Below are 23,775 nucleotides of genomic sequence, written 5' to 3' on the forward strand. Positions count from 1 at the left end.
CTAAACCTTGAATTTTTCAAAGTCTAGCACAAAATACTTTAAGAAAATAAATATTTTTGCAAGATTTTTTCTAATTTTTATAATCTCACAACCTTAGCGCCAAAGCCGCCTTGATTGATCGGAGCATCGCTAAAACTTTTTACGCTTTTATGCGTTTTTAAAAACTCTCTTACCGCAAAAGCGAGTTTTCCAGTGCCTATACCATGATAAACGATCACTTCGTCAAAACCCGCTATCAAAGCATCTGAAATGAATTTATCAAGCCTTGAAATCGCTTCATCACTTCTAAGCCCGTGCAAATCCAAACTCACGCCCAAATTGCTAGGCTTTGTGATATTTATACTTGTTTTTGGACTAGGTTTAGGGATAGCACCGCTTTTTTTAAGCAGTTTTAAAGGCACACGAAGTTTTATCCCTTCACTTTCCACTAAAGCATCATTTTTAGAAATTCCTACGATTTTTCCTTTAATCTTTTCATATTTTACAAAATCCCCGACTCTCAATTCTTCATTTTGCTCCATACTCGGCAAAACGATATTTTTCTTAAGCTCATTAGCTTTGTTTAAACTTCTTTGTTTTTCTTTAGTGTCTTTTAAGCGTATAGTTTTTTTAGCTTCTTCTATGGCTTGATAAAATTTAAGCTCTAAGTCCCTTAGTTTTTGACGAAATTCGCTTTCATTTTTTTCTTTTTGATCTTTTAAAGAAAGTAAAATTTCATCAATCTTTTGTTCTTTTTTATCCACTTCATTTAATTTTAGCTTTAAATCGAGCTCAAGATTGATATTTTTACTCACCATTTCTTCTAAATTTTGCTTATCTTCCCCATAAAGCTCTTTGGCTTTTTTAACCAAATTTGGCGGAATTTGATAACGCAAAGCCGTTTCAAAAGCATAAGATTTTCCTATGGTGCCTTTTAAAAACTCGTATTTTGGTCTTGAAAATTCCTCATCATATAAAGCCGCTATCAATTCAACTTGTTCATTTTCAGCTAAAAGCATAGCAAGGCGTTTGTGGTGTGTGGTGATGATGATTTTTAATTTATTAGAAATCAAATGAGAGATTAAAGTACTATATAAGCAAGCCGCTTCTTCAAAATCTGTCCCAAGTTCTATTTCATCTATGCCTAAAAGTAAATTTTTCTTTGTAAAAAGTTTGGAAAAATGGAGCATTCTTCCTGCAAAGGTGGAAATGTCATTTTTCACATTTTGCGGATCTTCGATAATAGCATCAAATTCCTTAAAAGTTCCTATTTTGCTTTCATTTGCATTTATATGCATTGGCAAAAGATGTTTAGCTAAAAAACAAGCGCTTAAAATGCTTTTTAAAAGCATCGATTTTCCACCAGCATTTACCCCAGTAATGATCAAAACTTGCTTTTTAAATTCAAGTGAAACGCTTTTAGGATTTTTTAAAGCCGGATGTGCAAAATCTTTTAAAACAATCTCGTCTGAATTTTTACACAAGAGAAATTCATAATCTTTCTTTTTAGCCATCAAAACTCTAGCGCTATAATGATCAAATAAATCAAAAGCGTTATTGATAAATTTTAAGAATAATAAATTTTTAGCTAAAAAAATGGAAAAATTTTTAGCATATTCATAATAAATTTCTTCTTTTTGATTTTGCAATTTCTCTAAATCATTTTGCAATTTTTCAACGCCTTCAGGAACGATATAAAAGCCTCCTCCGGTGCTTCTTCCTATAATCTTTGCTTTTATAGCGTGATTAAAACCGCCTCTAACGAGTAAAGATTCTAGATTATTAACAAGATGAATTTGAGTATCCATAAGATAAGGGGTTAAGGATTTGCTATAACAGTATTTTTTAAATTCGGCCTGTATGGCTTCATTTTTCATTTTAAAAGCTGTATTTAAATTGATCAATCTTTCATCTAGGTTTTCTTTTAGCTCGCCCTTATCGTCAAATTTTTCACTAAGTTCTAAAATCCCGCTTGGAAATTCGATTTTTTCAAGCCAAGTTTTCAAATGTGTTTCAAATTTTAAACCCTTTAAATACTTAAAATAACGAAAAATCTTAACAAATTCATAAATTTCCGCTAAATGTAAAACACCTTGTTTGCTTAAATGCATTAAAGCAAAATCTAATTTTTTTAAAGAAAGCGGGGGCTTAAAATCTATCTTTGAAAGCTCACAAATTCTTTCAAAATGCAAATGAGAATCCCCTTGCAAAAATATATCTTTTTCTCTTGCAAATAAAGCCTTAAAATCATCCAAATAAGCTTTTAAATCAAGTCTTAAAGCAATATCTTCCATCTATAACTCACATCTTTTTATATCAATAATCAAATTATCTTTTTTTGAAATAAAACTTTGCGTACCGCTTTCATAATTGAAAAATTGATTTGAGACATTTCCTTCTTTACAAACAATATTTTCACCATGGTTGAATTTTTCAATCAAAAGTATTGTTTTAGAATCTTGTTTTAAATTTTTATACTCAAACCATACTGCAAAAGCTATTAAAAATATAAAGAAAAAAAGATAAATTAATTTAAGCTTTAAACTTGATTTTTTATTAAGAGCAAAAACAAAAATAGCAAAAAACAAGAAAATAAAAAAATACAGAAAAAATCTAATCATTAGCTTGCCTTAATTTATTGCTAATATCTCCTGCTCCAAATCCTATAATGAGTCCTTTATCAAAAACTCTTCCTTTATCACTGACTAAAAATTTACCCTCTCTTTTGATATCTTCTACAAATAAAGCCTTAGGAAAGTATTTTTTTAAATCGATTTCAACTTTTTCTTCCCCTGCAGCATAAACGGGTAAAATCACAAGTTCATCAACCCCATCAAAAGCATGGACAAAATCTTGCAAATTTGTTAATAAACGCGTATAACGATGAGGCTCAAAAATAGCTGTGATCTTAGTATAACCGCCAAGTTTAGCATACTCTTTAGCTGCTTTTAAAGTCGCTTTGATCTCTGTAGGATGATGACCATAATCATCGATTAAAGCTAAGCTTTCATCTGCATGTAAAATGTCAAATCTTTTTTTAATTCCTTGATAATTTTTAAGTCTAGCTTTAATAGTCTCTACATCTAAAAAATTTAAAGCCGCTAAAATAGCCAAAGAAGCATCGATAGCTAGATGATAACCCATTCCTAAAATATCAAAATTCCCAAGATCTTTAAGTTCAAAACTCATTTTAGGCTTAAAATTTTCTATTTTCATGGTGCAATTTTTAATATCTTTGCTAGGATAAAGACGCAAAGCCTCTGCCTTAAAATCCTTCAAAAAATCATCTTCTGCATTGATAACGCGAATTTTTGCCATATCAAGAAATTGCGTATAAGCTTGATGCAATTTTGAAACTTGATTTTCATAATGATCTAAATGTTCCGCTTCAGCGTTAGTAACAATGGCTAAATAAGGATTAGAATTTAAAAAAGAGCTATCGCTTTCATCTGCTTCAAAAATAAGATTTTCGCTTTCTTTATAGATCATATTAGAGCCAAATTCTTTTAAAATAGCGCCTATAATCACCGAAGCATCATCAAATAAAGAAGCTAAAATACTCGATGTAGTGCTCTTTCCGTGTGCACCAGCAACGGCAAACACACGCTTATCTTGTAAAATAAGCGGTAAAGCCTCTTTTCTTGAAAGGCATTTCATACCTAAAGATTTAGCATGTTTGAATTCAGGATTTTCTTCCTTTATAGCCGCTGAATATACAACTAAGTCTTTATTTAAAACATTATCTTGATGATGGGGAATAAAGATCTTAACGCTCTCTTTTTCGAGCTCCTTAGTAATCTTACTTTCTTTAAGATCACTCCCGCTAATAACGCAGCCTTTTTCCTTTAAAAATCTTGCTAGTGCAGAAATTCCTATACCGCCTATACCAATAAAATGAATTTTTTGCATATTTTAAGCCTTTATTTTAAAAAGCCTAAATTTTAACACTTTTTTACTAAAAAGAAAATATAAGCCTTACTTTGCCACACCTAAACGTTGAGCCAACTGATAGAAATTTAATTCTTTATAAAATTGAGTAAAATTCTTATGATACGCGTCAAGATCAAAAGCTTTATTGTTATCTTTTAAAGTATTATTATTTTCAAAAAAATATCCTTTATTTCCTATATAAACTCCATCATTATCCGCCCATACAACATCATTAAAAGCAAATTCTAATTTTTTATTTGTAGGCTTTGCAAGCATATTTCTTCCACCAACGCTTAAATAATGAGCATTGCTAAGACTTAAAGCATAAAGAGTAGGAAAAATATCCTTATGAGAACCCAAACGATTTTTATCATAGTAAAGATTATTTTGCAAAATCTTAGGTATATAAAGATAAAAAGGCACACTATAAGCAAAGGCTTTTTGAGAATTTAAATCAATCCCCATTTCACGAACTCTATGATCTCCAGTAGCTGCGATTATAACACTATCTTTAAATGAACTTTGCTTAACCTTATCTAAAAATTTACCAAATTCATTATTTGCATACGTATAAGCTTTAATGATATTTTCTTGCTTATTTTTATCATAAGGAAGCAAGTTAAGCAAAGCTTGTGGGATATTTTCTAGCTTAGGCAAACCTTCTTGTGCGATTTTATAAGGGGGATGATTTGAAATTGTTAAACCGATGATCAAGGTATTATGAGGATTTTTTTGCAATAACTCATAAACTTTTTTATATAAATATTTATCAGCTATCCCATAACCATTTTCACTCGTTTTAGCTTGTTTGTATTCTTTCATCAAAACATTTTCATCAATAATTTCATCAACACCTAAAACACTTAAATAATTTTTAACATTTTGCCATGAACCATTTCCTGCGCTTACAAAAATAACTTTATATCCTGCTTTTTTATAAACAGCAATAGGAGTTAAATCTAAATAAGTTTTTTGAAATTTACTTGTAGAGATATTTTGATACGGACTTATAAAAAACAAATTAGCAAAACTTGGTATCGTGCCATTATAAGCACTTAAAAATCTTTTTAATACAAAATCTTTTTCAAAATGTGGCTTTAAAGCACCTAAAAAATTATGCTCTTCATTTGAAAAATCTGCCAAATTAAGTCCAAAACTTTCCATTAAATTGACAAAAACACTAGGATGAATTTTTTCAGCTTGTATATTTTTAGGACTTGTATATAAATCATCAAAAAGTTTATTTTTAAGATTTTGGGCTTTTGAAGAACTAATTGCTTTAAAACTTTCTTCTTGACGGTATTGTTTAAAAGCCCAAGAAAAAGCCATGATAGGATTTAGCATAGTATCATTTAAAACGCTAAATTCACTAAAAGAATAATTTTGAACATTGATAGCTACATGTTTAAAAGGACCTCTTAAAGCCACAATATAACTTCCAATTAATATTAAATTTAACAATATCAATATAGGAAATTTTAGATTAATGGCTCTTAATTTTAATCTTAGAATCTTTGAATTAATAAAAATACACAAAAATCCAAAAATAAACATAAATACAAAAATTTTTAAAATAGGATAATCATTATAGATAATGTCTAAAATAGTTTTTGTATTATCATCTTTTAAGCTAAACATAAAAATATCAAATTTGCTTTTATAAATTTCATAATAATAATATTTTGCATAAGAAAAACCCAAAGAAAGAAAAGCAATGCAAACTATGTAAAAACTAGAAACTATAAAATAAATTTTAGATATTCTTTCTTTAAAAATACTACTAAATTTTATTTGAGAAAAAAACAAAGATATAAAAGCACATAATAAAAAAGGTAAAAAAGCAGCACTTAGAAATCTTATATCGTGAAAAATGCCTAAAAGATACATTTGGACAAATTCACTTTTATCGCTAACTAAATTACTAGGAATAAAACCAATTTGCATCAAAATTCTATTCACTGTAAAAACAATTATAAACAAAAAAGTAAAAATAATAATTTGTAATAAAATTTTTCTCATATAAAATCTCAAATATAAAAATTATATTATAAGCACATAAAAATAAATATTTTTAAATTATGCACTTATTATCTTTCAAAACCTTTTGCCATTTTTTCAAAACACCAAAGTTTTTTTGCTTCGTCTGATTTTGTAGGCTCGATGATTAGCATTTCTTCTTCGTTACCAAGTCTTTCTTGAATTTCACCAAAAGCATCAATAAACATAGTATCGCCGTAAAAATTCCAATCCTCTTTAAGCTTACCTATGCGATTAACTCTTAAAATACTGGTTGAATTTAAAAAAGCTCTCATTTTTAAAAGTTCTTCCCATCTTTTTTTGCTTTCAAAGGTTGAAGCTGTAGGGATAATAACCAAATCGATCTTTTTTTGCATGATCATTTTCCAAAAGCCATCAAAATGAACTTCAAAACCAAAAAGTAAAGCGCATTTTAATCCCGCGTAAGAAAAAGTAAAGAGTTTATATTTGTCGCATTTATTATTAAAAAAACCTTTTTCGTTCCAATGATTATAAGGCATCAAAATTTGCTGTTCATAACTTTTTACGCCATTAGGAGAAACCTTTAAACAAAGTTTTTTACAACCCTTGCTCTCAACGCTGATAAAAGGCGCTATGATTTCTAATTCATATTTTTTTGAAAGGCGTATTAAGCTTTCTTTTTTAGCCTCGCTTTGCTCTTTTATCATGGATTTTGGCATAGAAAGCAATTCAGTAAAAAAACTATTGATGACATATTCACCCAAAACAACAAGATCGGCTCCACTATCTTTTGAAGCTTTTAAATAATAATCCAATCTTGATTCACTTAAAGCTAAAGTAGGAAATTGCAAGGCTGAAATTTTACTCATCGATACTCTCCACTTCTAATTTTGCTTTTTCTAATTCTTCTCTAGCTTTTTTAATGCTTTCTAGACCCATTTTATATATTTTCACACTTTCATTTAAAGTTAATTCATCATTATTTAATTTATCTAAGGCTTCATTGGCTTTTTTTATCTTTTCCTCAAAACTCATTGATTAACCTTATAATTTGGCGCCTCATGAGTTATAGTTACATCATGAACATGACTTTCTTTAAGACCTGCACTTGTAATTTCCACAAATTCAGCCCTAGTTTGAAAATCTTGTATATCTTTAGCGCCCACATAACCCATAGAAGAACGAAGTCCTCCTAAAAGTTGATGTACCACGCTTTTAATGCTACCCACATAAGGCACACGTCCTTCTATACCTTCAGGAACTAATTTATCTTGAGCTGTTCCTTCTTGAAAATAGCGATCAGAGCTGCCCTTTTGCATCGCTCCAAGCGATCCCATTCCGCGATAAGATTTGTATTGTCTTCCTTGATAAGTAAAAAGCTCTCCTGGGCTTTCATCTGTTCCCGCTAAAAGAGATCCTATCATAACAGAACTCGCACCCGCTGCTAAAGCCTTAGCTATATCACCTGAATATTTAATCCCACCATCAGCAATCACCGGAACTCCGTATTTTTTAGCTTCGATAGCACACTCATCTATGGCTGAAATTTGAGGAACGCCCACACCAGAAACTATACGAGTGGTACAAATACTTCCTGGCCCTATTCCCACTTTTACAGCATCCGCACCCGCTTCACAAAGAGCTTTTGCAGCCGCTGCGGTAGCGATATTTCCCGCGATCAAATCTAAATTTGGATACTTTTGTTTTACAGCTTTTATCGTATCGATAATACCCTTAGAATGTCCATGCGCAGAATCAAGCACAACAACATCAACCCCAGCTTCCACTAAAGCATCGACTCGATCGATTTGTCCTACGCCTATAGCAGCACCAACGCGAAGTCTTCCAAAGCTATCTTTATTTGCATTTGGATATTCTTTACGTTTCTTAAGATCTTTAATTGTGATCAATCCCTCCAAATGACCTTCACTATCTATAATCGGTAATTTTTCTACTTTATTTTTGCTAAAAATTTTTTCAGCATCATCTAAAGTGCATCCTTTTGGAGCAGTGATTAAAGGGGCTTTTGTCATCACATTTTCAACTAAATTAGAATAATCATTTTCAAATCTTAAATCACGATTAGTCAAAATTCCGATCAATTTTCTAGACTCATCAACCACTGGAACGCCTGATATTCTATATTCTGCCATAATTTCTAAGGCTTGAGCTATGCTTGATTTTGGGCCAATAAAAATAGGATCTATGATCACCCCGCTTTCACTTTTTTTCACTCTTTTAACTTCTCTTGCTTGAGAAGCGATATCCATATTTTTATGGATAACCCCAAGCCCACCAAGTCTTGCCATCATAATAGCTGCTCTATGTTCAGTTACTGTATCCATCGCAGCAGAAATCAAAGGCATATTTAAGGAAATGTTTTTTGTAAGTTGAGTATGAATTTGAACTTGTTTTGGGAGTATTTCAGAATAACAAGGGCGTAAAAGCACATCTTCAAAGGTTAAAGCACGTTTGACTATATTCATTATTTTCCTTCCTTTATAATATTTTCAAGACTTAAAGCACCATCAAGCAAGGTTTGCTCTTCAAAGGCTTTACAAACAAGCTGGGCAGAAATATTAAGCCCATCTTTATCTTTACCCACTGGCACGCTAATACCTCCAAGACCGGCTAAATTTAAAGAGATAGTATAAACATCCTCTAAATAAACTTCAATAGGACTTTTTTTAGCGTTAAAATCAAAAGCTGTTGTTGGAGCTACAGGCATAAAAATCAAATCACAATCTTTTAAAATTTCTTCATATTTAGCTTTTATAAAGGCTCTAGCCTTTTGTGCTTTGATATAATACGCATCATAATATCCACTGCTAAGCACAAAAGTTCCGAGTAAAATTCTTCTTTTTACCTCCTCTCCAAAACCTTCACTGCGGGTATTAATATACATATCTTTAAGATTTTCTATATTTTCGGAACGCCTTCCATAACGCACACCATCATAACGACTTAAATTCGCACTCGCCTCAGCCGTTGCGATAATATAATACGCCGCTATATCATATTTACAATCAAGCATATGTTTATAAACAATTTCATGTCCGTGTGATTTTAACATATCTATAGTTTTTAAAAGAGCTTTTTTAACCTCTTCACTTGCACCATTGATATAATTTTCAATCACCGCAATTCTTAGTTTTTTATTTGCGTTTAATTGTGGTGCTGTTTTAACAAACTCAATATTTGCACTTGTGCTATCCATTTTATCGTATCCTGCAATAGCATCATATAAAATCGCAGCGTCTTCAACATTTTGCGTTAAAACACCTATCTGATCAAGACTTGAAGAATAAGATGCCAAACCATAACGACTAACCCTGCCATAACTTGGTTTAAATCCAACGCAACCACAAAAAGCAGCAGGCTGACGCACAGAGCCACCCGTATCACTACCTAAACTTGCCAAAGCTAAGCCGCCAGCTACAGCTGCGGCACTACCTCCGCTTGATCCCCCTGGAACTTTATTTGGATTTAACGGATTTAGAGTTTTTCCATAATAAGAAGTCGCTGTTGAACTACCCATCGCAAATTCGTCCATATTAGTTCGTCCATAAGGAGCAAAACCATTTTTTTTCAAATTCACAATAGCACTCGCATCATAAGGTGCCACGTAACCTTGTAAAATTTTACTTGCACAAGTTAATTCCCAACCCTTAACGCTAATATTATCTTTAATAGCAACAGGAATTCCTTCGCAACTTTGACTTAAATCTTTGCCTAAAAATTGTTCTATATAAGCCCCCAGATGGCTTTCTTTTTTAGCTCTTTCATTTAATTCTTTTTTTAAATTTTGAATTTCTTCTTGAGATAATTTCAAGGCCTCTTTTAAAGTTATCATTTTCCTTCCTTGTATTTTTTTGCATATTTTTTAATCAAAACAATCGATATACCACAGAAAAAAGCAATCACAAAAATAGTTGCAATCACTACACAATTTGAAATAGGATACTCAAACATTTTTCAAAACCTCATTGCAACGCACACAAGGTTCGTTTTCTTTCTGGCTTTCTAGTTTCCAACATCTAGGGCATTTATGTGATATAGCTTTGGCGATCTTAAACTTTTCATCTTCAATTTCAAATTCGCACAAAATTTCACCAAAGCCATCTTTAGCATCACTCACCATAAACCAATCATTTAATTCATCTTTTGGTATAAAATCAAAACGCTTAGAATCTATGATAAGATTAAGTTCTAAAGTTGATTTTATCAATTTATCTTTTTTAAGTGCATCAATTTTTTCAAAAAATTTCTCACGCACATTGAGTAAAAATTTATCATCTATGTCAAAATCATATTCAAATTTTTCTTTCAAACTAAGATCAAAAACATCAGCAATATTGTCTTTAATCAAATCATTAGCATGTTCTAAAGCCTCATCAACACTATAAGTTAAAGTTGGAGCAAGTAAATTTAAAAGTTCTTTAGTGATTAAAGCCATTGCCACTTGAGCTGATTTTCTACGATCGCCATTTTTAGCATCACAGTACAATCTATCCTTGCTAATATCAAGATAAATTCCACTTAAATCCGCACTTAAAAAATTTAAAAGCATATTAAAGCCTTTAGCAAATTCATAAGCTAGGAAATTTTCTTTAACATTTTTAAACACATGGGTTGCACGCGTGAGTATCCATTTATCTATAAAGCTAAATTCATTAATTTGTAAATTTTGCAAATCATTAATGTTCGCAAGTAAAAACCTTATGGTATTTCTTATTTTTCGGTATTGCTCGCTTACTTGCTTTAAGATATTATCAGAAATTTTTAAATCACTTGAATAATCACTTAAGAGTATCCAAAGTCTTAAAATTTCAACCCCGTAAGTTTTGGCTACATATTCAGGTGCTATCACATTACCTTTAGATTTGGACATTTTTTGCCCTTTTTCATCTGTAGTAAATCCATGGGTTAAAATGCTTTCATAAGGAGCGATTTGTTTAATAGCACTTCCAATAAGCAAAGAGCTTTGAAACCAACCTCTATGCTGATCGCTTCCTTCTAAATACATATTAGCTCTTTTTTCTCCAGCGTCATAAATTCCACTATTTAAAACCGCATTCCAAGTGCTTCCACTATCAAACCAAACATCTAAAATATCATAAACTTTTTCTAAATTTTCTGGATTATATTTTGAATTTTTAGGAATTAAATCTTTAATTTCAAATTCCCACCACGCATCGGCTCCATGTTTTTCAAAAATATTAGCCACAAAATCAAAAAGTTCAGTATCAAAAATCACTTCTTTAGTGGTTTTATCCCTAAAAAACGCTATAGGCGTCCCCCAATCTCTTTGACGTGAGATGCACCAATCAGGACGATTTTCAACCATAGATCCGATTCTTTTTATACCGCTTTGTGGATAGAATTTTGTTTTTAGAATTTGTTCTTTTGCGCATTCTCTTAAAGTTTTACCCTCTAAAAGTGCTTCATCCATTAAAATAAACCATTGTTTAGTTGCTCTATAAATGACAGGTTTGTGAGTTCTCCAGCAAAACGGATAAGAGTGTATAAATTTGGAAGAATGCAATAAAGAATCACCCAAAAGTTCTAAAATTCTTTCATTAGCCTTAAAAATATGAAGTCCTATAAATTCATTTAGTAAATTTTCTGGCAAAAGTTTTTTAGTCCTTAAAGTTTCATCATAACACCCTCCATCATCCACAGGCATTAAAACTTCAATACCATATTTTAAACAAGCATAATAATCATCTTCACCATGACCTGGAGCAGTATGCACAAGCCCACTTCCACCATCCATCAATACATGCTCACCCATAATCAAAGTGGATTTTCTAAAATTTAAAGGATTAATCGCTTCTAATCTTTCAAATTCTTTTGCGCTAAGCTCTTTTTGCACCTCTCCTTTTGTTAAACCTTTTTCTACCATACTTTTAAGCAAAGCACTTGCAAAAATAAAGCCCTCTTTAGTGATCACATAATTTTCATTAGGATTTAAAGCAATGGCTTGATTAGCCACTAAAGTCCAAGGTGTAGTTGTCCAAATAACCGCACTAGCTTTTGAAACTCCTATTTTTTTACAAGCATTTTCATCCAAATCAAAAGCTACAAAGATAGAATAATCCTCTTTATCTTCATATTCTACCTCAGCTTCAGCCAAAGCTGATTTTGCAGCCCAGCTCCAAAAAACAGGTTTGGAACGCTCACAAAGCAATCCTTTTTTAGCAATTTCGCATAAAGTCCTATAAATAGCGGCTTCAAATTCAAATTTCATCGTAAGATAAGGCTTATCCCAATCCGCTATAATGCCAAGTTTTTTAAACTCTTCTCTTTGAATATTAACAAATTCATCAGCATGTTTTCTACAAAATTCTCGGATCTCTTTTTTGCTTAGACTTTTCTTCTTTTCACCAAGTTTAATTTCAACCTGCTGTTCTATAGGTAAGCCGTGACAATCCCAACCTGGGGTAAAACGAATTTTTTCTCCATTAAAATAATGCAATTTGATAATCGTTTCTTTTAAAATTTTATTTAAAGCATGACCGATATGAATATGACCATTTGCATAAGGAGGACCATCGTGTAGAGTAAAGGTATCACAAGTATCTTTACGCTTTTGTTTCATTTTCTCATAAGCATAATTTTGATTAAACCATTTTTCAAATCTTTTAGGTTCAAATTCGGCCAAATTAGCACGCATTGAAAAAGTAGTATTTGGCAAAAGTAAGGTATCTTTATAGTCCATCATTTTCCACCTAAATTTTTTATAATCTCAAATTTTACTAAAATTAGTTTAAAATTTAGCTATAATTACACAAAAAAGGGAAATTTTATGAAACATTTACTTTTTCTTATTGGCGATGAATTGGCAATGAATGATGATTATAAGGATTATATTTATCGCTCTTATGAAAAAAAATTTAAAGAAATTTGCGAAATTCGTTTTCAAAATAAAACCGATAAAGAATTACCTTTTTTACTAGAAAAACTTCTAACAGAATATGATTTTATAACCCTTTTTACCACATCTAATCATTATGCAACCATAGCTAAAATTCTTGCAACACTCAATGAAGATGCTTTGGTTTTAAAAGAGGATAATTTAGTTCCTGATAAAGCTTATTTTTCTAAAGATAGTTTTGTATGTGATTTTATCCATTCAAAAATCAATGTTATAAAAACTACGATAGGTAAGAAACTTCCAGAACTTCTTGGAAATATACAACCTAATTTTACTTATTTTTGCCTTTTTGGGATTGATGATGAAAGTGCAGTTGTACTTCTTGATGCCTTAACAAAATCTTATGAAGTTAAAATCAAAACAAGTAAAATACTAGATAATCTCACACTTATTAAAGCCACTTGTCCTAATTTTGGAAAATTAGATGGATTTTTAACCAGCATTAAAAATCTTTTTGGACAAAAAGTATTTTTAGGAAAAAATCCTTTGGATTTTATTATTTCAAAACTTTTAGAAAAAAACTTAAAAATTTCCTTTGCTGAAAGCTGCACAGGCGGGCTTTGCGCTAGTATGCTTACTAAATTTAACGGGGTGAGTCAAATTTTTGAAGGATCGATTGTGAGCTATTCTAATCGTTTAAAACATGAATGGCTAGGCATTGCAGAAGAAAATTTGCAAAATAGAAGAGAATATAGCGAACGTTGTGTGTATTTTATGTTAAAAGGAATTTTTAAAACAGCAAAACCTGATTTTGCCTTAGCTATCAGTGGGGTAACCGGAGAAAACGATGAAGGCGCTATAAAATCAGGTACTGTTTATATAGGGGCAATGTTTAAAGATGGAACATTTGTGCAAGAAATTCTTCATTTAGACGGAGATAGAGAATTGATGCAAAAACAAGCTGCGATGGCAACTTTTTGTTTATTATTAAAACTCAAGCCAGAAATTTTTGAATTTTAATTTTATAAATGATTAAACTTTTATAACTTATAATTAATTTAGCTTAAATTACATTAAGGAATTAACCATGAATTTTAAAGATCTTATTTTAAAACGGCACGCTTGTAAATTATTTAGCGATAAAAAAATCAATAAAAATGACTTAAATTTTATCCTAGAAAGTGGAATTTTAACTCCGAGTTCTTATGGTCTTGAACCTTGGAAATTCATTGTTTTTGAAAAGCAAGAAGATAATTTAAATCTTTCTAAATTATGTTTTAATCAGCAAAATGTCGCTAGTGCGAGCCACAACATCGTTATTTTAGCCAGAAAAGATTTGCAAAGTAAAGATGCTTTTATCCAAAAGCAAGTGCGTCGATTTGCTGATTCTGATGAAGAAAAATTTCAAAAAATTTTACAAATTTACACTCAAAAAACCGACACCATGGACGATAAACAACTCTATCATTATGCCCAACTTCAATGCTATCTTGCAATGATGCAAATGTCTTTAGCTGCCATAAGCTTAGGAATTGATTCTTGTATGATAGGTGGTTTTGACAAAGAAAAAATAGATCGATTTTTAAAATTAGAATATCCTTTTGAAACAGCGGTTGTATTAGCCCTTGGATATAGAGCACAAGAACCAAAACACACAACCAAACGCTTAAATTTTAATGAAGTTGTTGAATTTTATAAGGAAAAATAATGAAAGAATTGGATATTTTTAAACAACGATATTCTTGTAGAAATTTTAAAAATGAAAAATTAAATCCACAAGATCTAAAAAATATATTAGAAGTCGCTAGATTAAGTCCTAGTTCTTTAGGCTTAGAACCTTGGAGGTTTTTGGTTGCACAAGATGAAAAGAAGAAAGAAGAATTATCTCAAATTTGCAATCATCAAAATCATGTTAAAAATTGTTCTGCTTTGATCATCATTTTATCAAGACTTGATTTTTTAGATTATTTTGAAGAAAAACTAAGAAAAAGAGATATGGAAGAAAAAGAAATTCAAAAACGTCTAGATACTTATATGCCTTTTTTAAAATCTCTAAATCATGAGCAAAAAATTGCTTACGCTAGAGAGCAAGCTCATATTGCCTTAGCGAGCATACTTTATAGCGCCAATGCTTTAAACATAGCTAGTTGTCCAATAGGGGGCTTTGATAAAACCAAACTTGATTCCTACCTAGATCTTGACACTCAAAAAGAAATAGCGACACTGGTTGTAGCTCTAGGTTACTCTAATGATAAAAATTTGCCACAAAAAAATCGCTTTGATTTTGATGAAGTGGTTCAATTTTTATAACCAAATAAAAAAATAGAATTAAAATTCTATTTTTACCATTACTTTGCTAAAATTCTATATAATTTTTTAAAATTTATAGAATTTAAGGTCTTGTATGAATTTACCCAACATTTTAGCATTTTTAAGGATTATGCTAGCTCCTTTATTTTTTTTCCTACTCACTCATTCTTTTGAAAAAATAGATCAAAGCTGGATTAATTATTTTGCGGCTTTAACATTTTCTTTAGCCGCAATCAGTGATTTTTTTGATGGTTATATTGCAAGAACTTGGAATCAAACAACAAAACTAGGAGGTATTTTAGATCCTTTAGCTGATAAAATGCTTATCTTGGCAGCTTTTTTAGGATTATTGATGATAGGAAGAGCAAATGAATGGATTATTTATCTCATACTCGTTCGCGAATTTTTTATCACAGGATTTCGCGTAGTTATGGTCAGTGAAAATTTAAATGTCAATGCCTCATTTGCAGGAAAACTAAAAACAACCTTTCAAATGATAGCCATAGGTTTTTTAACAATGCAATGGACAGGGGGACAAATTTTACTTTATATCGCCTTTGTTTTAACTCTTTATTCTGGTTTTGAATACGTTTTAAGCTATATGAAACAAAACAAAGGAAAATTACAATGAAATCTTTATTTTTTTTAATTTTAATACTCATACTTGGATTTAAATTTTATTCTATTGAATTTTTAGCAACAATTTTAGTAATTTCTTTTTTAATCTTTTTTCATGAGTTAGGGCATTTTTTAGCCGCAAAATCTCTAGGTGTTAAAGTAGAAATTTTTAGTATCGGTTTTGGAAAAAGTCTTTTAGAGTTTAATTTTAAAAATACTATTTATCGCTTAAGTGCTTTACCTTTTGGAGGCTATGTCAAACTTAAGGGGCAAGATGATATGCGTCCAGGTTTTGAAAATTTAGATCCTGATAGCTACAGTGTTTTATCTGCGTTTAAGAAAATTTATATTTTATTTGCTGGACCTTTTTTTAATCTCCTTTTGGCTTTTATACTTTATATTCTCATCGGAAATTTAGGGATACAAAAATTATCAACACAAATAGGAGCCATTGCGCCAAATTCTGCTGCACAAATAGCTGGAATTAAACCCGATGATACAATTTTATCCATCAATGGAGTTAAAATTCAAAGTTTTGATGAAATTTCAAAACACCTAAGTCTAAAGCCTTTAAATATTGTAATTGATAGAAATGGAGAAAAAATCAATTTTAATCTCACTCCAAAAATAGGACAAGGGTATAATGATTTTGGTCAATTAGTTCCAAAAGCACAACTTGGGGTAAGTCCAAAAGGCACTGATGTATTAGTTTTTCACACGGGATTACAAAGTCTAAATTATGCTTTAGATGAAAGCATCAAAGCTTCAACACTTATTGTTAAGGGTATAGCAAAACTTATCGTTGGAGATGTGGAAGCTAAAAATTTAGGTGGCATTATCACAATGGCTAATATCACCTCAAAAGCAGCACAAACAAGTTTTACACTCCTGTTGTTTATTGCGGCTTTAATTTCAATCAATCTAGGAATTTTAAATCTTTTACCTATTCCTATGCTTGATGGAGGACATATACTGTTTAATATTTATGAAATTATTTTTAGACGCAAAGTACCACAAAAAGCTTTTGAATATCTAAGTTATGGAGGAATGGCTATACTTTTAAGCTTAATGCTTTTTGCTACTTTTAATGATATTTTAAGAGCTTTACAATGAGTCAAAATTTCACCTATCCTTTGCCCAATTTTTCAGATCCTAAAAAAAGTATTATTTTTTGGCGTTATTCTCGTTTTTGGGCTAGAAAACTCTTGTATTTTTCTCAAGTAAATTTTTTTATTAAAACACTTAATGAAGAAAAAAATAATCATTTGAAATATTTTTTTCAAGAAAGACCTTATGCCTGTTATAATGTCATTAGAAGATTTTGTGATAAAAGCTTTAGTGCCAATGATAGGGTTAAAACTTTACTTTATGATGTTGATAAAGGATTGAAAACATTTACTTTTCTTCCAGAAAAGAAAAGTATTTTTACGCTTAAAGATGAAGAAAATATTTTTGAAATTGATCTTGATCAAAATCATCATGTTTGCGAGGAAGGTTTTTGGGCGATTAAACTTAAATTTAACACTCAAGTCATCTTGCAAGCAAGTTTTTGCTTTACTTTGCAAAATAATATTTTAATCGCTTGCATACAAGGCTATAAGCATGAAAATTTAGATTCTTTGAAAATCAATAAAATTTGTACTAAAAAATTTTTTGGATTAAGACCTATAGATTTAATCATAGAATGCATTAAAATTTTAACTAAAGTTTTAAATTGCGATACCACACTCGGCGTTCATGAAAAAAATCAAATTCGATCCAAAAAAGGACAAAGCAAAGGTTATTATGTAAATTATCAAAAAATTTGGCTTGAAAATGGCGGAGAGCTTATAAAAATCAATAGACGCAATTATTATAAACTCTCTCATTTGAGAAAGAAGATTGAAGAAATTCCAAGTCAAAAACGCTCTATGTATAAAAAGCGTTTTGCAATACTTGATGAAATTGAGAAAAAAATCAATGAAATTTTTTCTAAATAATGCTTTTTAAATACTTAACACTTTTTTTACAACCTTCTTTTTGTAGTTTTAAAAGCTTTTCTAATTGCTCATTAGAAACCTCTTGAGGATAATAATATTGCATAGCTTTTAAGCCTTCAAATAAAGGTTTTTCGATTTTAAAAGCACCCTCGCCCAGCTCACTAACCCCACCGGTTCCTTTCTCTCTTTTAAAAGTTGCACAATAAGGATAACATTGCTCTATGTTAATACGATCTAAACCTTCACTTTTTAAAATTTCCACACAAGCTTTAATATCAATATTTCCTTCACCTAAGGGCACACCACAAACATAATCCACTCCATCTTCGTTAAAAACAATGTGATCCTTACAATGTGTGCTAAAAGTATATTTTGCCATATCCTTACAAGCTTTAATAGGATCTTCATAAGCCATCATTGAATTTCCAAAATCATATAAAAATCCTATTCTAGGATGATTAATTAAAGCCAATAATTCAAGCAAATCACCTGAAGTTTGATATTCATGATTTTCTATGGCAAGTTTTAAATCGTATGTTTCCAAAATGTCAATTAAGGCCTTAATTTCATCCGATGAGCTTAAAAATTCTTCTTTATTAAAAAGCGCTGTGATCTTAGAATCATCAAAGCTACCATCACTCGCATTTTTAACTTTTTTACTTTTATCGGTTAAAGGCACATAAGATCTGATAATTTTTGCATCTAAAAATTGTGCTACTTTAGCAATTTTTTCAAATTTATTTTTATCAAAACCCTTAGCATCAATTTCACAATACATATTATATTCATCAAGTTTTTCTTTAATCTTTTTAAGATGATACTCATCATCGCTTCCCAAACACCCCCATTCCTCATCCAAGCCAAAATCTTTAATAATATTTATAATCACTCCATCACAACCCAACTCTTTTGCAAAATCAATATAAGAAAATATATCCATTCTGCCATTTTGAAACCATAAATGCATACTTTCACTCTCTAAACCAATTTTCATTTTTAATCCTTAATTATTTTTTTCTTAGCTATCATTTTTAATAAAATAGTTGTCACCACAACGCCACAAATTGCAAAAAATCCCATCAAACCAAAAACAATTCTATATCCTAATAAACTTTTATCAAAATGATCAATAATAAAGCCATAAAGTGCAAAGCAAAAAAGCTGAGGGGAGTATCCAAAAATACAAGCAATACTCATAGCTGCCCCACTGATTTCTCTAGGAATTTCAATCTCATCCACAGGGGCAAAAAATGTCGCACGCATAGTAAATACAATCGCTCCAAAACCTAAGGTTAAACACATTCCAAAATAAATATTTAATTTTTCATGAGGCATAAAAATAAAAATCAAAATCGCAAAAGCTGCTAAAATTAGAGCAAATCTTAAATATTTAGTTGATGAGTGAAATTTTTCATCTGCCAAATATCCACCTATAGGACCGCCGACTAATTTTAAAGTGTATTGATTGATAATTCCATAAGCTCCAACTAAAGCTACTGGCATACCATAAATATCTTTTAAAAAAGGTATAAATGAAGTCAAACCGCAGTATATAGAATAAATAGTAAAAATAGTTAAAGAAACCACCCAAATTTCAGGAGTTTTTATAGCCTTTACAACTCCATTCCAAGCAGCTTGATTTTTGCTGATTTCATTACCTTGTTCATCGGTTGTATTGATCTTATCATCTTCAAGTAAAAAATAAGCCAAAACACCTGCGATAATTACACAAACACTATAAAAAAGTATAGCGGCTTTTAATCCACCTGCTCCAGATCCTAAAAGTAAAAAAATTCCTAAAGCGCTAAAAGCAACAATAGTATCTACAACCCCTCTTCCAGCTTCTAAAAAACCAAAAAGTCTTCCTTGTTGAGTAGAGTCTCCAAGTAAGCGAATTGCCTTTAAAAGAACAGGCCAATAAATCACTTCACCAAACAAAGCTAACAATCCCCAAGCGATTAAAATACCATAAAATGATGGGAAAGTAGAAATATAAATTCCCACCAAACCAACACACACTAAGGAAAATGGAATAAGAATTTTCTTAGAAAATCTATCTGCTATATAAATTGAAGCAAAATTTCCAACCGTTTGGACTATGCCATAAACTGAAAGCGCAAGACCAATTTGAGTATTACTAAGACTCATAAATTCTTGCATAGGAACATAAAAAGCATCCTTTAAGGAAGAGAGTTTAAAGACAGTCCCCCCCCCTATGACTAAAACAATGAAAGTAAACCAGCGAATAGGTTTTGTCTGCATAGCATTCTCCTAATCAATAGAATCATTAAAATTATCTTAGCATAAAAAACACCATTTGAATAAAATTAAAATATATTTTAATTAAATTTAAATAAATAATGTTACTTTTGGTAATAATTTCATCCTATCAAGTATAAATTAAGTATATTTTGATATAATTAAAAGTTTGCATAGTCAAAACTTTGCAAAATCCTTGCTCATTTATTGGGCTTAATATCCACAAGGAGAATTTATGAAACATTATGAGGTTTTATTTATTTTAAAACCAACTCTTACAGAGGAAGAGGTTAATACTAAGTTGGAATTCGTCAAAGAAGTCCTTACAAAAAATGGTGCAGAAATCGAAACTGTTGTTCCAATGGGCACTAGAAAACTCGCTTACAAAATTAAAAAATATGAGCGTGGAACTTATTTTGTTATTTATTTTAAAGCTCCTCCTAAATTAATTGCTGAGTTAGAAAGAGTTTTAAGAATCACAGAAGAAATTATTAGATTTTTAATCGTAAAATATGAAAATAAAAAAGAGATTGCGGCTTGGGAAAAACTAAGTCACGGTATCAAGCAATCTAAAAAAGAGATTAAACCTTTAGATACCCCTGAAATTCAATAAGGAATACAATGTTTAATAAAGTTGTTTTGGTTGGTAATCTTACGCGCAATATAGAAATGCGTTATGGGCAAAATGGTAATGCGATTGGTGCTTCAGCTATTGCTGTAACTAGACGTTTTACTGTAAATGGAGAAAAAAGAGAGGAAACTTGCTTTATTGATATCAGCTTTTATGGCAGAACAGCAGAAGTTGCAAATCAATATCTCACAAAAGGATCAAAAATTTTAATCGAAGGGCGTCTAAGATTTGAACAATGGAGCGATCAAAATGGTCAAAATCGTTCAAAACATAGCGTCCAAGTTGAAAATATGGAAATGCTAGGAGCAAACAATACACCTCAAAATAGTGGAAATTTTGGTAATTCATATACAAATTACGAAAATCAAAGCTATGATCCTTATGCAAGTCAAAGCAATTTTGAAAAAGCTCCACAAAAAACACCAAACTCTAACCAAAACCAAGAGAAAATTAAAGAAATTGATGTCGATGCTTATGATAGTGACGACACAGATTTACCATTTTAAAAAGGATTAATTATGGCAGAAAAAAGAAAATATTCTCGCAAATATTGCAAATATACAGAAGCAAAAGTTGAATTTATAGACTATAAGGATACAGCTATGTTAAAACATGCTCTATCAGAAAGATTTAAAATTATGCCTCGTCGTTTAACAGGCACAAGTAAAAAATATCAAGAAATGGTTGAAGTAGCGATAAAACGTGCTAGACACGTTGCACTAATTCCTTATATAGTTGATAGAAAAGAAGTGATTAGTAATCCTTTTGAAGGATTATAATAAAAAGCAAAGGTTTTTTACCTTTGCTTGATTATTTATTTTACCAAAGCATATTTTAAAACTTCATCGAAATTTTTCACGGCAATTATTTTCATATTATCCTTAACTTCGCTAGGAATATCTTTTAAGTCTCTTTCATAATTTTTCTTTGGAATTAAAGCGATTTTTATATCAGCCTTGTAAGCAGCAATGAGTTTTTCTTTTAAACCTCCTATAGGCAATACATTTCCCGCCAAATCAATCTCACCCGTCATTGCAACATCGGCACATACTTTTTTATCACTAAAAACAGAAGCAATTGCAGTACTTATAGTAATACCTGCACTTGGTCCATCTTTAGGGGTTGCACCATCTGGAACATGAATGTGCAAATCATAATGATCATAAACATTGCCTTTAGAATCTAAGATAAATTTTTTAGGAACTTTGATTTTACCTTGATCAATCAAAACTTTAATCACGCTAAAAGCAATTTTAGCTGATTCTTTCATCACGTCGCCTAAGCTACCAGTTAGAGTTAAATTTCCTTTGCCTTTTATCTTAATCGCCTCAACTTTTAATACATCACCACCCACACTTGTCCAAGCCAAACCATTAACCTGTCCTATACGGTTTTCTCCATCATTTTTTTCAATCTCAAAAACCTTTTTATCTAAAAATTCCTCTAGATTTTTAACATTAATATTTACTTTTTTTATCTTTTCTAAAAGTAATTTTTTTGCACTTTTTCGACAAATTTCAGCTACTTTTCTACGTAAATTTCTCACACCTGATTCTCTAGTGTATTCGCTAATAATAAGTTCTATAGTTTCATCATTTATACTTAATTCACTGGCTTTTAATCCATGTTTTTTAAGTTCATCTGGAATAAGATATTTTTTAGCAATATGAAATTTCTCATTAGGTGTATAAGAACTAAGCTCTATAAATTCCATCCTATCTCTTAAGGGTGCTGGGATATTGCTTATATCATTTGCGGTAGCTATAAAAATGATCTTACTTAAATCGATATTGAAATTTAAATAATAATCTCTAAATTTTGAATTTTGCTCTGGATCAAGGATTTCTAAAAGAACAGCACTCGGATCCCCTCTAAAACTTCGGTTTAATTTATCTATCTCATCTAAAACAACCACTGGATTAATTTGCTTTGCTTCTATAAGCCCTTGAGTAATACGTCCTGGCATAGCTCCTATATAAGTGCGACGATGCCCTCTTAATTCATTTACATCCTCAAGCCCTCCTAAAGCAATACGGATAAGTTCTCTTTTTAACGCTTTTGCAACCGAGTTAGCCAAAGAAGTTTTTCCCACACCAGGAGGACCATAAAGACAAAGTATAACTTTGGCTCCATCTTTATCGGAAACCGAACGTTTTTCTAAAAGCTCTTTAACAGCAAAATACTCCTCTATACGCTCTTTTGGCTTATTTAAGGCATAATGATCGTTATTTAAATGCTTAGATACTTCTTTAATATCAAGCTTTTTTTTGGATATTTTTTCAAAAGGAACATCTAAGGCCGTTTCAATGTAAGTTTGTATCATAGACGCTTCAGAATTATCCTGATGAATACGATCAAATTTATCAATTTGTTTTTTAATCTCTTTATAAGCATCTTCATGCATAAATTTTTTCTTATTTTCTAATCTTTTATAGTATTCTCTAACCTCATCTTCTTTTTGAGAATCACTCCCTAACTCTTTTTGAATTTGTCTGAGTTGCTCTTTTAAGAAATATTCTTTATTTACTTTATCAATACGAGAATGGACTTTATTTTTAATTTCTTTTTGAATTTTATTTGCTTCAATTTCTTGAGCTATTAAATCAATTAATTTTAAAAGTTTTTCTTCTAAATTGGTCAAAATAAAAAAACTATAAGCATCTTGTTTTTTAATACGTATAATATTTAAAACTAAATCGCAAATTCTAGAAGCATCCATTCCTTCATCAATCGTTCTAAGCAAGTCAGGAGAAAAATAATGACTGATATTAGCTAATGCCTTGATTTTTTCTTTCAAAACTCCAAGCAAGGCTTCTTTTTTAGTATTATCCAAAGGTTCTTCTTCGATTAAATTTATAGTTGCCTCTAAAGGTTTATTTGAAATTGGTTTTATAATTCTAGCTTTAGCATAACCTTGAAATAGTATCTTAACTCTTCCATCAGGCAAAGGTACTTTTCTCATAATAGTACCCACAACCCCACAATCATAAATTTCATCAAAAGTTCTTCCGTTTTCAAATTTAGAAGGAGCAACAAAAAGCATAGAATCTTTTTTAATTGCAAGATCTAAGGCTTTCATATTTTCAGAATCATTGATAAAAATAGGTGTAATCATAAAAGGATATAAAAATAATTCATCTTCTACCAAAACAGGCAAATCAGCTGGATATTTTTGTATGTCTTCTATTTGCATT

General features: G+C 30.6%; 22 protein-coding genes. 9 read left to right on the plus strand and 13 right to left on the minus strand.

Annotated elements, in window-relative coordinates:
* Window positions 1-77: 77 nt before the first annotated feature.
* The 10 genes from CQA75_RS02055 to ileS all read right to left on the minus strand — a co-directional run bounded on the left by CQA75_RS02055 (window position 78) and on the right by ileS (window position 12,628).
* Complete coding sequence (locus CQA75_RS02055) at window positions 78-2,273, minus strand: endonuclease MutS2 (RefSeq protein ID WP_137623399.1); 2,196 nt, start codon at window positions 2,271-2,273, stop codon at window positions 78-80.
* Complete coding sequence (locus tag CQA75_RS02060) at window positions 2,274-2,600, minus strand: hypothetical protein (RefSeq protein WP_246023730.1); 327 nt, start codon at window positions 2,598-2,600, stop codon at window positions 2,274-2,276.
* On the minus strand, window positions 2,593-3,888 hold the full coding sequence (gene murC / locus CQA75_RS02065) for a UDP-N-acetylmuramate--L-alanine ligase (RefSeq protein ID WP_137623400.1): 1,296 nt from the start codon (window positions 3,886-3,888) through the stop codon (window positions 2,593-2,595). The genes CQA75_RS02060 and murC overlap by 8 nt, the downstream gene beginning before the upstream one ends.
* A gap of 66 nt (window positions 3,889-3,954) precedes the next feature.
* Window positions 3,955-5,928, minus strand: a complete 1,974-nt coding sequence (locus CQA75_RS02070; protein ID WP_137623401.1) for an LTA synthase family protein — start codon at window positions 5,926-5,928, stop codon at window positions 3,955-3,957.
* A 68-nt stretch (window positions 5,929-5,996) separates the two neighbouring features.
* Complete coding sequence (locus CQA75_RS02075; protein WP_137623402.1) at window positions 5,997-6,776, minus strand: carbon-nitrogen hydrolase family protein; 780 nt, start codon at window positions 6,774-6,776, stop codon at window positions 5,997-5,999.
* Window positions 6,769-6,942: an exodeoxyribonuclease VII small subunit gene (gene xseB / locus CQA75_RS02080; RefSeq protein ID WP_137623403.1), complete on the minus strand. Its 174-nt coding sequence runs from the start codon at window positions 6,940-6,942 to the stop codon at window positions 6,769-6,771. Before xseB ends, CQA75_RS02075 begins: the two co-directional genes overlap by 8 nt.
* A complete protein-coding gene (gene guaB / locus CQA75_RS02085) occupies window positions 6,939-8,393 on the minus strand; it encodes an IMP dehydrogenase (RefSeq protein WP_137623404.1) in 1,455 nt (484 codons plus the stop codon). The genes xseB and guaB overlap by 4 nt, the downstream gene beginning before the upstream one ends.
* On the minus strand, window positions 8,393-9,760 hold the full coding sequence (gatA, locus tag CQA75_RS02090; RefSeq protein ID WP_137623405.1) for an Asp-tRNA(Asn)/Glu-tRNA(Gln) amidotransferase subunit GatA: 1,368 nt from the start codon (window positions 9,758-9,760) through the stop codon (window positions 8,393-8,395). The genes guaB and gatA overlap by 1 nt, the downstream gene beginning before the upstream one ends.
* Window positions 9,757-9,879: a hypothetical protein gene (locus CQA75_RS09475; RefSeq protein ID WP_281276516.1), complete on the minus strand. Its 123-nt coding sequence runs from the start codon at window positions 9,877-9,879 to the stop codon at window positions 9,757-9,759. The genes gatA and CQA75_RS09475 overlap by 4 nt, the downstream gene beginning before the upstream one ends.
* Complete coding sequence (gene ileS, locus CQA75_RS02095; protein ID WP_137623406.1) at window positions 9,872-12,628, minus strand: isoleucine--tRNA ligase; 2,757 nt, start codon at window positions 12,626-12,628, stop codon at window positions 9,872-9,874. The genes CQA75_RS09475 and ileS overlap by 8 nt, the downstream gene beginning before the upstream one ends.
* An 87-nt stretch (window positions 12,629-12,715) precedes the next feature.
* Between ileS and CQA75_RS02100 the strand changes: the two genes are divergently transcribed.
* The 6 genes from CQA75_RS02100 to CQA75_RS02125 all read left to right on the plus strand — a co-directional run bounded on the left by CQA75_RS02100 (window position 12,716) and on the right by CQA75_RS02125 (window position 17,691).
* Window positions 12,716-13,804, plus strand: coding sequence for a CinA family protein (locus tag CQA75_RS02100; RefSeq protein WP_137623407.1), 1,089 nt, complete (start codon window positions 12,716-12,718; stop codon window positions 13,802-13,804).
* 67 nt (window positions 13,805-13,871) lie between these two features.
* On the plus strand, window positions 13,872-14,492 hold the full coding sequence (locus tag CQA75_RS02105; protein WP_137623408.1) for an NAD(P)H-dependent oxidoreductase: 621 nt from the start codon (window positions 13,872-13,874) through the stop codon (window positions 14,490-14,492).
* A complete protein-coding gene (locus tag CQA75_RS02110) occupies window positions 14,489-15,094 on the plus strand; it encodes an NAD(P)H-dependent oxidoreductase (RefSeq protein WP_137623409.1) in 606 nt (201 codons plus the stop codon). Before CQA75_RS02105 ends, CQA75_RS02110 begins: the two co-directional genes overlap by 4 nt.
* A 94-nt stretch (window positions 15,095-15,188) precedes the next feature.
* Window positions 15,189-15,725 (plus strand): CDP-diacylglycerol--glycerol-3-phosphate 3-phosphatidyltransferase, encoded by a 537-nt coding sequence (pgsA, locus tag CQA75_RS02115; protein WP_137623410.1) that lies wholly within the window; start codon window positions 15,189-15,191, stop codon window positions 15,723-15,725.
* Complete coding sequence (gene rseP / locus CQA75_RS02120; protein ID WP_137623411.1) at window positions 15,722-16,825, plus strand: RIP metalloprotease RseP; 1,104 nt, start codon at window positions 15,722-15,724, stop codon at window positions 16,823-16,825. Before pgsA ends, rseP begins: the two co-directional genes overlap by 4 nt.
* Window positions 16,822-17,691 (plus strand): VirK family antimicrobial peptide resistance protein, encoded by an 870-nt coding sequence (locus CQA75_RS02125; RefSeq protein WP_137623412.1) that lies wholly within the window; start codon window positions 16,822-16,824, stop codon window positions 17,689-17,691. The genes rseP and CQA75_RS02125 overlap by 4 nt, the downstream gene beginning before the upstream one ends.
* On the opposite strand, the gene CQA75_RS02130 is transcribed toward CQA75_RS02125, so the two are convergent.
* On the minus strand, window positions 17,684-18,685 hold the full coding sequence (locus tag CQA75_RS02130) for a sugar phosphate isomerase/epimerase family protein (RefSeq protein ID WP_137623413.1): 1,002 nt from the start codon (window positions 18,683-18,685) through the stop codon (window positions 17,684-17,686). The genes CQA75_RS02125 and CQA75_RS02130 overlap by 8 nt on opposite strands.
* Before the next feature lie 2 nt (window positions 18,686-18,687).
* Window positions 18,688-19,953: an MFS transporter gene (locus tag CQA75_RS02135; protein ID WP_137623414.1), complete on the minus strand. Its 1,266-nt coding sequence runs from the start codon at window positions 19,951-19,953 to the stop codon at window positions 18,688-18,690.
* A 232-nt stretch (window positions 19,954-20,185) separates the two neighbouring features.
* Here CQA75_RS02135 and rpsF point away from each other — a divergent pair, with 232 nt between their 5' ends.
* Genes rpsF through rpsR form a run of 3 tightly spaced genes read left to right on the plus strand, consistent with a single transcriptional unit; the run spans window position 20,186 to window position 21,360 of the window.
* Window positions 20,186-20,563 (plus strand): 30S ribosomal protein S6, encoded by a 378-nt coding sequence (gene rpsF / locus CQA75_RS02140; RefSeq protein WP_137623415.1) that lies wholly within the window; start codon window positions 20,186-20,188, stop codon window positions 20,561-20,563.
* An 8-nt stretch (window positions 20,564-20,571) separates the two neighbouring features.
* Window positions 20,572-21,087, plus strand: a complete 516-nt coding sequence (locus CQA75_RS02145; protein WP_137623416.1) for a single-stranded DNA-binding protein — start codon at window positions 20,572-20,574, stop codon at window positions 21,085-21,087.
* Between the two features lie 12 nt (window positions 21,088-21,099).
* Window positions 21,100-21,360, plus strand: a complete 261-nt coding sequence (gene rpsR, locus CQA75_RS02150) for a 30S ribosomal protein S18 (RefSeq protein ID WP_059117862.1) — start codon at window positions 21,100-21,102, stop codon at window positions 21,358-21,360.
* Window positions 21,361-21,395: 35 nt separating this feature from the next.
* Here the strand turns inward: rpsR and lon are convergent, their stop codons facing one another.
* Window positions 21,396-23,774: an endopeptidase La gene (lon, locus tag CQA75_RS02155; protein WP_137623417.1), complete on the minus strand. Its 2,379-nt coding sequence runs from the start codon at window positions 23,772-23,774 to the stop codon at window positions 21,396-21,398.
* Window position 23,775: the final 1 nt, after the last annotated feature.

Source organism: Campylobacter taeniopygiae, from assembly GCF_005406225.1.
In the GTDB taxonomy this organism is placed as follows: Bacteria; Campylobacterota; Campylobacteria; order Campylobacterales; family Campylobacteraceae; genus Campylobacter_D; species Campylobacter_D taeniopygiae.